At 34.1% G+C, this 13,768-nt stretch carries 16 protein-coding genes; 1 reads left to right on the top strand and 15 read right to left on the bottom strand.

The features are described 5' to 3' along the window. From BMX60_RS05380 to BMX60_RS05365, 4 genes are all read right to left on the bottom strand, one after another. The coding region (locus tag BMX60_RS05380) for a transposase zinc-binding domain-containing protein (RefSeq protein ID WP_177159711.1) at positions 1-239 on the bottom strand (239 nt) is incomplete at its 3' end. A gap of 112 nt (positions 240-351) precedes the next feature. Continuing rightward, a complete protein-coding gene (locus BMX60_RS05375) occupies positions 352-846 on the bottom strand; it encodes a rubrerythrin family protein (protein WP_091350025.1) in 495 nt (164 codons plus the stop codon). A 64-nt stretch (positions 847-910) separates the two neighbouring features. Beyond that, positions 911-2,230, bottom strand: coding sequence for a Mur ligase family protein (locus tag BMX60_RS05370; RefSeq protein ID WP_091350021.1), 1,320 nt, complete (start codon positions 2,228-2,230; stop codon positions 911-913). Then, positions 2,223-3,629 (bottom strand): Mur ligase family protein, encoded by a 1,407-nt coding sequence (locus tag BMX60_RS05365; protein ID WP_091350018.1) that lies wholly within the window; start codon positions 3,627-3,629, stop codon positions 2,223-2,225. The genes BMX60_RS05370 and BMX60_RS05365 overlap by 8 nt, the downstream gene beginning before the upstream one ends. A gap of 137 nt (positions 3,630-3,766) precedes the next feature. Here BMX60_RS05365 and BMX60_RS05360 point away from each other — a divergent pair, with 137 nt between their 5' ends. Continuing rightward, positions 3,767-3,925 carry a rubredoxin gene (locus tag BMX60_RS05360; protein WP_091350015.1) on the top strand — a complete coding sequence of 53 codons (159 nt, stop codon included), beginning with the start codon at positions 3,767-3,769 and terminating at the stop codon, positions 3,923-3,925. 94 nt (positions 3,926-4,019) lie between these two features. Here BMX60_RS05360 and panD read toward each other — a convergent pair whose 3' ends face one another. From panD to BMX60_RS05305, 11 genes are all read right to left on the bottom strand, one after another. Then, entirely contained in the window at positions 4,020-4,403 is a 384-nt protein-coding gene (gene panD / locus BMX60_RS05355) for an aspartate 1-decarboxylase (RefSeq protein ID WP_091350013.1), read from the bottom strand. Positions 4,404-4,408: 5 nt separating this feature from the next. After that, complete coding sequence (gene panC, locus BMX60_RS05350) at positions 4,409-5,254, bottom strand: pantoate--beta-alanine ligase (protein ID WP_091350010.1); 846 nt, start codon at positions 5,252-5,254, stop codon at positions 4,409-4,411. Between the two features lie 12 nt (positions 5,255-5,266). Next, a complete protein-coding gene (panB, locus tag BMX60_RS05345; protein ID WP_091350008.1) occupies positions 5,267-6,112 on the bottom strand; it encodes a 3-methyl-2-oxobutanoate hydroxymethyltransferase in 846 nt (281 codons plus the stop codon). A 1-nt stretch (position 6,113) separates the two neighbouring features. After that, positions 6,114-6,971: a Rossmann-like and DUF2520 domain-containing protein gene (locus BMX60_RS05340; protein WP_091350005.1), complete on the bottom strand. Its 858-nt coding sequence runs from the start codon at positions 6,969-6,971 to the stop codon at positions 6,114-6,116. A gap of 218 nt (positions 6,972-7,189) precedes the next feature. Continuing rightward, positions 7,190-7,882: an SDR family oxidoreductase gene (locus BMX60_RS05335; RefSeq protein WP_091350003.1), complete on the bottom strand. Its 693-nt coding sequence runs from the start codon at positions 7,880-7,882 to the stop codon at positions 7,190-7,192. A 12-nt stretch (positions 7,883-7,894) separates the two neighbouring features. Further along, positions 7,895-8,905, bottom strand: coding sequence for an SPL family radical SAM protein (locus BMX60_RS05330; protein ID WP_091350000.1), 1,011 nt, complete (start codon positions 8,903-8,905; stop codon positions 7,895-7,897). After that, positions 8,874-9,695, bottom strand: a complete 822-nt coding sequence (locus tag BMX60_RS05325) for a 5'-methylthioadenosine/S-adenosylhomocysteine nucleosidase family protein (protein ID WP_091349998.1) — start codon at positions 9,693-9,695, stop codon at positions 8,874-8,876. Before BMX60_RS05325 ends, BMX60_RS05330 begins: the two co-directional genes overlap by 32 nt. 197 nt (positions 9,696-9,892) lie before the next feature. Then, positions 9,893-11,491, bottom strand: coding sequence for an alpha-amylase family glycosyl hydrolase (locus BMX60_RS05320; RefSeq protein WP_091349996.1), 1,599 nt, complete (start codon positions 11,489-11,491; stop codon positions 9,893-9,895). A 383-nt stretch (positions 11,492-11,874) separates the two neighbouring features. Continuing rightward, positions 11,875-13,041, bottom strand: coding sequence for a permease (locus tag BMX60_RS05315; RefSeq protein WP_091349994.1), 1,167 nt, complete (start codon positions 13,039-13,041; stop codon positions 11,875-11,877). A 46-nt stretch (positions 13,042-13,087) separates the two neighbouring features. Next, positions 13,088-13,318, bottom strand: coding sequence for a thioredoxin family protein (locus BMX60_RS05310; protein ID WP_091349991.1), 231 nt, complete (start codon positions 13,316-13,318; stop codon positions 13,088-13,090). A 46-nt stretch (positions 13,319-13,364) separates the two neighbouring features. Beyond that, positions 13,365-13,664, bottom strand: coding sequence for an ArsR/SmtB family transcription factor (locus BMX60_RS05305; protein ID WP_091349989.1), 300 nt, complete (start codon positions 13,662-13,664; stop codon positions 13,365-13,367). Between the last annotated feature and the right edge of the window lie 104 nt (positions 13,665-13,768).

Below are 13,768 nucleotides of genomic sequence, written 5' to 3'. Positions count from 1 at the left end.
TCTACCCACTGTTCTGTTGCTTTCCGACCACAAGATGTACAGAAGCGACTCTTACAGGTAAAGCCTACATATCTGACTTCATTACATGTCGGACAACAAAATTTGCTATATCCTTCACTCATATCTTTACAAGTTAGCATCTTTTTTACTTCTGACAATACTGTTGGCCTAATTGGGTATTTTTCTTTAAACTCTCCCCATTTATCTTCAAATATTTGTTTTATTATTCCAGTAGCCATAAACAACTCACCCCACTACATAATAACATTTATCCACATACCTAGCAATCTATACTTTCCTAAGCAATAAAAAAATCCCCGAAAAATTCGGGGATTGAGGGGGAGTGGAGGGCTATTCTACAATTTTAAATGCTTTTTCTCCTGCACCACAGATAAAACATTTATCTACAGGTTGCAGCTCTACATTACCACAGATAGTACATAAATAAAATGTCATTTCTTCTTTAGAATCTAAGTTATCTAAAATTTGCTGATATAGTTTAGCATGAACCCTTTCTGCTTCCATTGCAAATTTAAAGGATCTTAATGCTTCCTTTTCACCTGCTTCTTCCGCTTGTTTCACCATATCAGGATACATACTTTCAAATTCATAAGTTTCTCCCATTACACCTTCTTTTAAGTTTTCAGCAGTTGTACCGATTCCTTTCATTGCTTTTAAATGGGCATGGGCATGGATTGTTTCTGCTTCAGCGGCAGCTCTGAACATTTTAGCGGCATTTATGTAACCTTCTTCTTCAGCTTTTTTAGCAAAAGCTAAGTATTTTCTATTTGCTTGAGATTCTCCAGCAAAGGCTTCTTTTAAATTTTTAAGGGTCTTTTCATTCATCTTAATTTCTACCTCCTATTTATGTTAATTAGTAATTATTACTAATAATAGTATAATAGAAAATTTATCTTTTGTCAAAGGATTTTTGTATTTTTTTTCTAGCTTCTCCTATTAAAGATTGGGTTCCAAATATTCCAATTACATCTGGACAGGTTTTCTCCGCCAATTTTAAAGCATCATCTAATTTTTCTGTTAAGATTATAGGACAACGGACCTTCAACACTTCAAGGGGTATTGAATCTTGAAAAAAAGGATATTGGGCTCCTATAGATTTAGTTAAAATAACCTTAGAAAATTTTTTACATAATACTTCTATTACCCCTTGATAATCTTTATCTTTAGGGATTGCCACTATAGCCACCTTTTCCCCTGAAAGTTCAGCTTTTTTAAAGGCATTTACCACATACTCGGCACTTTCCCGGCAAATCATACCATCAAGGATAATTAAAGGTTGAGAACCTATTATCTCACACCTGCCGTTAAATTGGATATTCTCTAACAATAATAATTTTTCTTTATTGAAGTTTGGCAGCAATTCCTTAGCCATCATCAAAGCTGCACTTAAGTTTATCCCAATATATTCTGCTAAAGTCGATAATTTTACTATAAATATTTCCCCTTTTAGATGAACGGAAAAGCTACTCCTCCCCTGTTCTAAGAAATGGCTTTCTAAATGGAAGTCTTCCCCATACTGATAAACCTCAACTCTTTGAGAAAAACAATTTTTTAAATCTTTTATCACATCTGGTGTTTGTTTAGAAATGACAACTTTTTTAGTCTTTTCATCAACTATCAATCCTTTGGTCTGAACGACATCCCTCAAAGTAGGTCCTAAGCGATATTTGTGTTCTAAGACAATAGGGGTAAAAATAACGTAATCTCCCATTTTGTAAATATCATCATACTGGCCACCTCTGCCACTTTCTAGAACATTAAAATCAGTATTCCCGTCTGCAAAATATTTCAAAGCAATGGTTAAAAATAACCCATTAGGCCCTAAGTAATAAGGTTTAGGAATTTGAGCAGCCTTTTTTTCTGCAATAGGTTTTAATTGATTGATGTAATTGATCAGTAAATTTTCCTCAATTTCCTCTCCATTTATTTTAATCCTTTCAGTAAACCTCTCCAAATGGGGACTGGTAAATAACCCCACTTTATAACCCTGATTTCTTAGTATTTCTGCCAACAAAGTAGCGGTAGTTCCTTTCCCTTTACTACCGACAACTAAAATGTTTTTAGCTCTATCTACTTTAACTCCAAATTCACCTATTAATTCCCTAATATATTGGGGGTTACGGAATTCCCTATCATGGGCATCAAATTTTATCAAAGGCAAAGCTTCGTTATAAAAACTATATATAAAGTCTATGGCATCTTTAAGCATCTGAACTATTCTCCTTTAAGATATTTATTATTCCCCGTAAATGGTGGTGAAAGTCCCCTTTCATATAAATAAAGGTATCTTTTTCTACATGATCTTTGATATATAATGAAACTTCTTCTTTAGTTTTTAAAAACACTGTCAACGGGCAAATTTCCTTTAGGATAAATTCTTCCCATTTTCTCCACTGTTCTCCCATGAGAATCAAACCCTTAATGGAATCCTTGTACTCCAATAAAATTCCCAATAACTCCTCTATATTAAAATTAAGGCTTGCAAATTTATAATCATAACTAAGAATGACAACTCCTCCCACCTTTGAGATATCTTTAAAGGTCTCTAGTCCCGCTTTCAAAGCCGGTAAATTAAAATGCTGACTATCATCTAGGAAAGTCCAATTCCCTACTTTTTTAAGACTAATGGTGGAATAATAATCATCATAAATACCAGAAAAGTTCTCTATACCTTTAATTACCCCTTTTTCTTCTAACCCTAACTCTAAAGTTAAAGCTAAAACACCAATGACATTAATAATATTGTGTTTCCCAATAAGGGAAGTTTTTATCCGGTAAGTTTTTCCTTTCCCCTTAACAGTAAAATTACTTCCCCTTTCGTCACAACTTATAATAGTATCTAAGTAATAATGGTTTGTTTTGTTTATACCAAAGGTAATAGTACTCTTATCGATATATTCCCTTAAATACTGATTATCTCCACAAAGAACTTTCTTTTTAGGCCCTCTCATAAAATTCGCCAAGGAAAGTTTATATTTTGCCACTTCTCTTAAATCAGGGAATTTATCAAAATGGGTATGATAGATATTGGTAACTAACAAAAAGTCTGGAGAAACGGTTTTTGCTAAAAGGGGTAACCTTTTTAGGCCATTTACCCCTACCTCCATAACTCCCCACTGATTTTTTTCTAAGGAAAAAATCGTTGTAGATACTCCCCCGTAACCATTAATATTTCTCAACGTTTTTTTACAAGGTATACCATTAGTTTCTAAAATACTGGCAATAAGTTCCTTTGAAGTAGTCTTTCCTGAACTTCCAGTTATCGCTATTATGGGATACCCTTCCCTTTCCCGGAGATAACCGGCTATTTTCAATACACCTTCTTCTAAATTATCTACTAAAATTACATTGGGAAAATTAGAAAAATCTAAGTCCAACAATGTTTTATCTATTAACAGCCCTGATACCCTTCCCTGATCCATTTTAGCTATATTGGAAGTTGTATCGATGTTTCTATAACTGTTTATGTAGGGAATGTATAAAGAATTTGAGGGGATGTTACTATCTTTGATTACATCATAAAATATCTTATCAAAAAGATAATCTCCCCTTCCCCGGAGTAATTTTCCATTAGTTGCTTTTAATATTTCTGAAACAGTGATTCCCACTAATTTTTCCACCTTTCTAGTGACAATTTCTATAAAGCATAAAAATATTATAATAAAAAAAAATATTTTTATAAATACCCTTTTCTTTTCTTTTAATTTTTGATAAAGTAATGTTAATAACAAGGAGGTGACAGATTATGTCAAAATGGGAATGCACTATCTGTGGTTACATCTATGACCCTGAATTAGGTGAAGAAGGAGTAGCTGAGCCAGGTACATCTTTTGCTGATTTACCAGAGGACTACCTTTGTCCAGAGTGTGGCGTAGGAAAAGAATATTTCGAAGAATTAGCTTAAAATTACATACTACAAATAATATTAAAAGGTCATAATTTATTGCTTTGTCCAATAAATTATGACCTTTTCTTTTTTACATTAAAATTACGCTATATTAGCGAATTTCCCCGTGTTTTTCTTTACCTTCAATAGAAGTTATTTTATTGTTTTCATCTACAAAAACTATAGTTGGTTGATGATTTTTAGCTTCTTCCATATCTAACTGACAATAGGCAATAATTATCACTACATCCCCTGGCTGCACCAAACGGGCGGCAGCACCATTTAAACAAATTACCCCACTTCCCCTAGGACCTTCAATTACATAGGTTTCTAATCTAGCTCCATTATTGTTGTTGACAATTTGTACTTTCTCATGGGGTAAGATTCCAGAAGCTTCTAGTAAATCTTTATCAATTGTTACACTACCAACGTAATTTAAATTAGCTTCAGTTACAGTAGCTTTATGGATTTTTGATTTAAACATAGTAATATACATTTTCTTTAAACCTCCACCATAATATTATCAATTAACCTTACTTTTCCAATTTTCACAGCTAGGGCAATTAGAATTTCTCCCTCTATTTCTTTTACTTCTTCTAAGTTTTCCGCTGAAACTACTTTAACATAATCGATATTAGCTAAAGGTTCTTTGGAAATGTTCTCTGCAATAAACTTTTTAATTTTATCTCCATCCCGTTCTCCATCCAAAATTAGTTTTTGAGCGGCGAATAGGGATTTAGATAAAACTAAAGCAGCCTCCCTTTCATGGGGTTTTAAATTGACATTTCTAGAACTCATAGCCAACCCATCTTCTTCTCTGACTATTGGACAAGGGACAATTTCAATGGGGAAATTTAGGTCCTTGACCATTTGCTTTATTACTAAAACCTGCTGGGCATCCTTTAAGCCAAAATAAGCTCTATCAGGTAGTACCATATTAAATAATTTTGTAACAATAGTAGTAACACCTTTAAAATGACCAGGCCTTGAAGCTCCACAGAGTTTGTCGGTAATATCATAAACTTCTACATAGGTTTTGTAATTTGACGGATAGATATCTTCAACTGAAGGATAGAAAAGGACATCGATATTTAACTTAGCTAAAAGATTTTTATCCCGCTCAAAATCTCTAGGGTAGATATCAAAATCCTCCCCTTGACCAAACTGGGTGGGATTGACGAAAATACTGACAACAACTAGATCATTTTCCCTTTTTGCCCTTTCCACTAAAGAAAGATGACCTTGGTGTAAATATCCCATTGTAGGAACAAATCCAACGGTCTTTCCTGCTCTTTTTTGTTCTTTTATAAAACTTTGCATTTCTTGGGGATTTTCAATAATTTTCATAGCTACTCTCCTTTAATAAAGCTTTTCTAAGATATCATCACTTATTTTAAAGGTATGTTGTTCTTCTGGGAAAGAACCAGCCTTAACTTCTTTAATGTATTCTTTAACCCCTGCCTTTATCTCTTCACCAATATTTTTGTATCTTTTTACGAATTTAGGGGAGAGGTTGCTGTACATACCTAACATATCCTGTATTACTAGAACTTGACCATCACAGCCTGCTCCAGCACCTATTCCTATTGTAGGAATTTTTAATGATTTACTGATATGTTCAGCCAATCTGTCTGGTACACATTCTAATACTATACCAAAAACTCCAGCTTCTTCTAAGAGTTTGGCATCCCTCAAGATTTTTTTTGCACTCTCTTCACTTTTCCCTTGAACTTTATATCCCCCCATCATATTTACCGACTGGGGTGTTAGACCTAAGTGACCTAATACCGGTATTTGAGCCCTAATCAAACCTTTGACCATCGGGAGAATTTCTTCTCCTCCTTCTAATTTAACTGCATGGGCTCCTCCTTCTTGGATTAACCTTCCTGCATTTTTCACAGTTTCTTCAACGGAAATGTGGTAAGTTAAATAGGGCATATCGGCAATAACCATGGCTCTATTACAACCCCGGACTACTGCTTTGGTATGGTGTAAAACATCTTCTAAGGTAACTTTTAAGGTAGAGTCATAGCCCAGCATTACCATACCTAGGGAATCCCCTACCAAAATACTATCTACACCAGCTTCATCTAACAGCTTTGCTGTTGTATAATCATAGGCTGTCAACATAGTTATTTTTTCACCTTTTTCTTTACTATCCAAAAAAGAACTTACAGTAAACTTCTTTTCCCTTTTTTCACTCATCCTATTCCCACCCTTCAAATAATCTGTTTAAACTTTCTATTTGTTCTCCAGCTAAATTTCTTTTTTGTGCTAACTTTACTGTCTCTTTACCTAATAATATATAAATTTTTCCGATATCACCTAATCCTTCAAGATTTTGCAAATGGTTTTGGACTGTATTATAATCCCCTCTAACAATAGGTCCTGTTAAAGCCTGTTCTATACCTAATTTTTCAATGTTTTCTAACGTCCCTTTCATCAAAGGCAATAATACTTTTAAAGCATCTTTATCATCAAAGCCAATTTTCTTTAAAATTTCTTTGGCTATATTTGTCAAAGTAACTAAATAATTTGAGCTAATACAGGCAGCAGTGTGATACAATGATTTGCTACTAGAATTTATTTTTGTATAAGGATTACCTATTTTCTCTAATAATTGGATGATAATTTTTTCTTCTCCATCACCTTCAAAGGTAAAAAAAGTATTTTTTATTTCTTCTTTACCCTTTTCTATACTAGCAAAGGACTGCATGGGATGTAGAGAGAAAATATTAGCTCCTTGTTCCTTCGCTGAACTGAGAATATCTGAGCCTAATCCCCCTGACATATGGACAACTGTTTGTCCCCTTTTAAATCGGTAATCTTTAGCTATTTGATTACAAACTTCCCCAATACTTTTATCAGATGTGGTTATAAAGATAATTTCCCCAGAAGCTACTACTTCTTCTAAAGATAGTACCCTACTATCAGTTTCTAAAGCTGCCTGTTTAGCTGATTCTAACCTTCGGCTGTTATATCCTAAGACATTTAAACCTTTAGATTTCAAATACCAACCGAATACCCTTCCAACTTTCCCAGCACCAACAAAAGCAATTTTCACCTAATCACCCCTAAACTAAAAAATCTATCCCTAGGGATAGACAGGCAAAGAAACCCTTATTTAAGGGGTATTATTACCTGTCTCGGTCCTAACGGATCAGAGCAGTACTTGTTAATTTTCCGATCAATAAGTTTCGCTCCCTAAAAGGGTAGCTTACATCTATAATTATATGCTATGGATAACAAAATTACAATAATTTCTAAAGATAAATCCTTTATTTATTTTCTTGTAATCATATGCCTTTGGGGTTTTATTGTCACATCTGTTACTACAATTCCTTCCCTTTGGGATAGGATAAAATCTATAAAAGCTGCCACTTCCTTTGCCTCTAAATAGGTATCCTCCCCTTTACCTTCTTCAAAATTTGCATTTCTATAAAAGTTTGTTTTAGTCATATCGGGATGGATGGTTACAACCTTTACCCCATACTTTCTAACCTCATCAAACAAACTGTTGCCAAAATGGGTAAGACCTGCCTTTGTCCCTCCATAGGCACAACCATAGGTGCTGGATTTTTTAGCAGTTATGGAGGAAATATTTATTATATATCCCTTGTTTTTCTTTAAATCCCTTAAAAGTTGTTGAGTTAAAGTAAGGGGTACTTCTAAGTTAGTCCTTACCATCTCAGCTATCTTTTTGGGATTTAGCTCTTCGTGGGGACCAAAATATCCAACACCGGCATTATTTACTAGTACAAAGATTTCTTCACCTTTCCGTATTTCTTTTACTTTATCACATAGAGCCTCTATATTCATTAAATCACAAACAACCTCGATGAAGTTTGGATGTTGATAATTTATTTTGGAAAAATCCCTTCCAAATCCATATACTTTAAATCCCTTTTCTAATAAAACCTTGATTATTTCAAAACCTATCCCCGATGAGGCTCCTGTAACTATCGCTGCCTTCATTTTATCATCCCTTTACATATATATTTTCCCTTGATCAACATAGGTCTTTAACAAAGTGTAAAGATACGCTAACATTTCTTTACCCAGTTCCCTATCATAACTACATACCCCTGCAAAAGTATGGTAGGGATAATTTAAAACAATTGAATTAGGTCGTTGCTTTCTCATCACCTTTAGGTAATCCTTTGATACCCTAAAAAGGCCGATACTGACATCAAGTATTTTTTCACCATCTATCTTGCTAAAAACTTCTTCTACTAAAGTCTTGTACTCATCTCTCCAATTTTTGATATATAGGATTGGATCAAAGGAAAGCCTGACCTTCCACCCCTTGTCCAAAGCATCCTTAATATCTTTAATTCTTCTTTCTAAACATGGTGTCTTATCTTCATAATTTTTTATTATTCCCTCTGGAGATAGGGTCCAGGCTAAAATTACGTTATCTTGAACTTCAATATCTTTTATCGATTTGAAATTTCCGCTTTTTGTCCTTATTTCCATTGTTAAATCCTTATTTTCCATGGCAAATTGGATAAACTTCCTTACATAATTTGTTAATCCCTCAAAGGCCAAAAGATCTGTATCATAGGAAATACACAGATAAACAGGATGTTCCTTTAACAGCTCCTTTACCTTAGCAAAATAATCATCGATATTTACAAAAAGAACGATATTTGCAGATGTGTACATCCCTTGAAGATAACAGTATTCGCAATCATAGATACAATTCATCACTATGGAAGTATAGTAAAAGTGTTTATTTCCAAAGTCTTGGCAAACCTCAGCCCCCTTATATATTAGGTTATCTTCCTTTACTGCAAGTATTAGTTTGGGACTTTTCTTTTGTAAATAAAAATCTTGATTTCCCCGGGAAAAGACATCTTTATAATGTTCTATTTCAACAACTTTCGATGATTTAAACCTACTTAAAATCTCCTCTGTCAAATTATATTCCAGTGCCTTTTTTTCAACATAGATATGGGAAAAAGGTCTAGCAAATAATTCTTCCTTTAAGTTCTGCAAGATACATCTTCCCTTCCTGTTTTGATTCACATTGAATATTCAAGTATTTATCAATAATTTCCGTTAGATCATCATTAAAGAGCTTATAGTAGATCATAAGTTTTCTAACTTCATTTTCCATTGTTACTGACATCTTTAAGTTCTCTACTACTTTCTTTAGCAGCTCCTCTTCTCCCTTTGTTAAAACTTCCCTTCGATAATTAAAAACATCTTTAATGGCATTTATCCATTCTATAACTTGATCTACCCCTTTATCTATTATATCTAGGATAAATTCTTTATCTATATTTTCTATATTGAGATAATCGGAAACTACCTTAACAAAAAATATCTGATGGGGTTTTAAAAATACCGATGCAGCTTGATATAGGGCAGAGGATTCCATATCTACTAAACACTGGCTAACCTCTTCCTGAACAACTACCCTTGAAAATGTTTCAATTGCCCTTTCTTTAAAGGGATGTTGTAATAAGATGTCTGGATAATAGGTAAACTTTGTTTCATTATCCTTTATTTTGTTACACAAAAAAATTTCCCCTTTAGGAATTTCCCTATCCTTTGTACCACATATTCCAAAATTAATATAAATATCCCTATGGGTTACTACTTCCCTTGATAAAATGTATGTTAAAGCAACTGCAGATTTAACTTTTCCAACCCCTGTTATTATTAATGTTATTTGGTCATTTTTAAAAACTTCAAATTTATTTATACTCCTATCCCTTTTTAGTCGGAGCTTTTTTATTATTTTTTGTGCCTCTACATACATTGCCGTCGATATGAAAATCATATCCCATACCTCACTTTAGTCTTTTAAGTTTCAAAAACCCTTTTTTAATTTATTATAAACCACTTGCCTGTCTAGTACAATCTTAGTTCCAAAATGAAGAAATTACATTTATATGTTTAGTTATAATCGCTAAATTTTTAAGACAAATAGAAAAGGAAGAAGAATTAGATGTCCTTCTTCCTTTAATAAAACCTAATTTAATAAATAAACATCGATGATAAGGGTGGGATAGTTATGGTAATTTCATTACCCCTTTGGGTAAAGTTTGCCCCCGATTTTGTCCCTTTAAAATTAGTAAAGGTTCCTTCAACTGTTACTGTAATGGTCTGAGGTTGGCTGTAAAAGTTATGAACAACCAATACCCTTTCACCTTGATACTCCCTTATAAAGCTTAATACTGTAAGATTGTTGTTTTCCACCAATTGAAAATCATTTCCATACCTCAAGGGATAATGACTATTTCTTAGGTTAACCATCTTTCTGAAATGGTTTAACAATGAGTTAGGGTCTTTATCTTGTTCTTCCACTGAAGGTGACCACTTCTCAGTACTGTTAAAGGCATTGGGTCGCCAAGTTGTTTGACCTGGTCCGGTATCTTTATACCACTTAAAGGGTTCTCTAATATCCATATGGTTATCATTACTAATCATACCTATTTCTTCACCGGCGAAAATGTACGGGTCACCTGGTAAACTCAATAGAACATTGGCAGCCATTTTCATTTTCTCAAAGTCGTAATCAAACTCACTCATAATCCTTCTGGTATCGTGGTTAGATAAGAAAGGTGCATCGATAAAGTCAGGGTTGTGTTCTCTATAGAGCTTATATATTCTGTCTAATTCCTTACCCAAATTGTCTACACCGGAGTTAATGGATGATGCTACCCTACCACCAATTTGGAAGTTAAAATTAGCATTCAAGCCATTGGCAAAATAAGGGGCGATTACTTCAGGGGAGTCCCAAATTTCCCCTACTAAGTATACGTCCTCCTTTAATGTCCTTAGATATTGGTAAAACTCATTCCAAAACTGATGGTTTTTAGCAGGATCGGAGTAAAGGTGTTTAGCAGCATCTAGTCTAAATCCATCTACCCCTTTATCTAACCAAAATTTTGCAATCCTCTTTACTTCTTCTCTAACAGCTGGATTATCAAAATTTAAATCTGGCATCCTTTCCCAAAAATGGGCAAGGTAAAACCAAGTAGTTCCACTTAAATGTCGCCAACCACTACCGGGCCTTGGCTCATCATGGGCAGCCCATATGTAGTAATCTCTAAACTTGCTATTTGGATCTGAAGCTGCCGCCTTAAACCATGGATGTCTATCTGATGTATGGTTAATTACCAGGTCAATAATGACTTTGATCCCCCGCTTATGGGCTTCTGATATTAAGGTTTCAAAGTCTTCCATAGTCCCAAATTCTGGGTCTACTGCATAGTAATCTACCACATCGTACTTATGGTAACTGGCACCATGGGTTATAGGGGTTAACCAAATTCCATTTACACCTAAACTTTCAATGTAGTCTAAACTCTCGATTATTCCCCCTAAATCCCCTACACCATCACCGGTAGAGTCCCGGAAATTGTAAACAAAAATTTGATAAAAAACACCATTTTCAAATGTTACTTCTTGGATACCCTCTCGACTAAAACTACCATCGTAATTTTGGCCATGGGTTACAGTGTCATCTATATTCTTATAGGTCTCTTGGGGACCTTGCTTATCACTGGTACATCCCACAATGGCAAAAATTAAGAGAAATACTAAAAGTACTCTTAATATTTTGCTGTTCAAAATTTTCCCTCCTTTACTAGAATTATATTACTATTTTAACATCATTAGCTAAATAGAACAATAAAAAAATGAGGAAGGTTTTCCCTTCCTCTCAGTTTGTAGATAAAGTCTTTTTTAAAAGGCTGTGGTAATTAAACAATTTAACAAAGTTTCCGTCGAGATTTAAGGCTTCTATCTAAAAGGAAGAAGGGTACCGCTCTAATTCGCCATCCATGGCTCAATAGAGCTTTCGGAACGTCCTGTTCCTCTCCCCTTCTTCCTTTTATCTAATCAGCTCTTAAATCTATCTCCTCAACTTAATCGTATCTTTGTTTAATTACCACAGCTAATGATGACTTTGTCTATAGTTTGTCTTCAATCTGTGAGGAAGGTTTTCCCTTCCTCTATATATTAAAAAATGTACCAAAAATTAAGCCGGCAATTGTTGCCATTATTATTACTAATGATACAAAGACAATTGTTTTTTTAGTTCCCATTACACTTCTAATAACCAACATATTAGGTAAAGATAAAGCAGGGCCCGCTAGTAGTAGAGCTAAGGCTGGACCTTTACCCATACCGGCACCTATTAAACCTTCTAAGATGGGAACTTCTGTTAAAGTAGCAAAATACATAAAGGCTCCTGCTAAAGAGGTAAAGAAATTGGCTCCAAGGGAATTTCCTCCCACTAAAGTTTCCACCCAATGGGATGGAATTAACCCTTCATAGCCGGGCCTTCCTAACAATAATCCTGCTATTATTACTCCTCCAAAAAGTAAAGGAAGTATTTGTTTAGCAAAATCCCAGGTAGATTCCGTCCAGGCCTTTAACTCCCCTTTGTCAAACCAGTTAATAAGAATATATGCTAACAAGAGCGATAAAAATCCTGTTAATATCCATTTGTAATTGAATATAGATGCCCATATTCCATTATCATCAATAGGTCTTCCCCAGTTTGCAAAAACCAATATTCCCACCATTGTTCCAAAATACAAGGCATTTTTCCACAACGGACGGGTTTCTTCATCTTCAGGAATAAAGAGGTCCCCTTCTTCCTTTTGTTCATTTCTGTAAATAAAGTGCATAATAAGCCCTATAATTATACTAAAGAAAACAGCTGAAATTGCTCTGGCAATTCCCATTTCTACCCCTAAAACCCTTGCTGTTACTATAATGGCCATAACATTTATGGCAGGTCCTGAATAAAGAAAGGCTGTTGCCGGACCGATACCGGCGCCCCTTTTATATATCCCAGCAAAAAGTGGTAAAATGGTGCAGGAACAAACTGCAAGGATAGTACCAGAAAGGGATGCTACGGTGTAAGATAAGATTTTATTAGCTTTGGCTCCAAAGTACTTTAAAACCGCCCCTTGGGATATAAAAATTGATAATCCCCCGGCAATAAAGAATGCAGGAATTAAGCATAGTAATACATGTTCTCTAGCATAGTCATTTACCATATAAACAGCTTCTATTATTGCCCCTTGTACCCTAGGACTGTCTACCGGGATAAAATAGGCAATAAGAAAAACCGAAATAATTAACAGTAGTTTTTTTCTTTCACCAGCCATAAAATACACCTTCTTTCAAAGATAGGAAGAGCCAATAGGCTCTCCTTTATTTTAATAATTCTTTAATTTCTTCTACGGTAGGAACTTTACCCATACTTTTTACTCTTTCGTTAATAACTAGGGCAGGTGTTTGCATAACACCATAAGCCATGATATCTTTAAAATCCTGAACCTTTTCAACTTTAGCTTCAATGCCTAGTTCTTGAACAGCTTTTTTAACAGCCTCTTCTAACTTATTGCACTTTAAACACCCTGAACCTAAAACTTTAATGACCATAATTTAAACCTCCTTAAGTTTTTTATATAATCACTATTCTAGTGATTTATCCTTTAATGAAGCTTTTTAAATATCCCTCTATTAAATCTTTACTTTCATCTAACATTGTTAAAATTCTTTCATCCCTAATAAAATAAAATACCTTTAACCCATCTTTTCTGCTATCTATTATATGGGCATCCTTTAAAATCTTTAAATGTTGGGATAAATTTCCCTGGGAAAATTCAATATCTTCATTGAGTTCACAGACACATAAAGGACCATTAGCTAGCTTTTGAATTATTTTAATTCTAATGGGATGGGCTAATCCTTTAAAAACCTTTACCTGCAATCTTAATATATCCATAAAATCACCTCAATCCAAATACTCAACTATATTAGAAATTACTAATATAATTATACAATCGTTTTTAGGAAAAATCAAGGGAATTTAAGAACAAATGTTTGATT

Origin of the sequence: Anaerobranca gottschalkii DSM 13577 (assembly GCF_900111575.1) — a bacterium.
Taxonomy (GTDB): Bacteria; Bacillota; Proteinivoracia; order Proteinivoracales; family Proteinivoracaceae; genus Anaerobranca; species Anaerobranca gottschalkii.
Note: the sequence above shows the minus strand (reverse complement) of the source record. Positions and strands in the feature narration are given on the sequence as shown.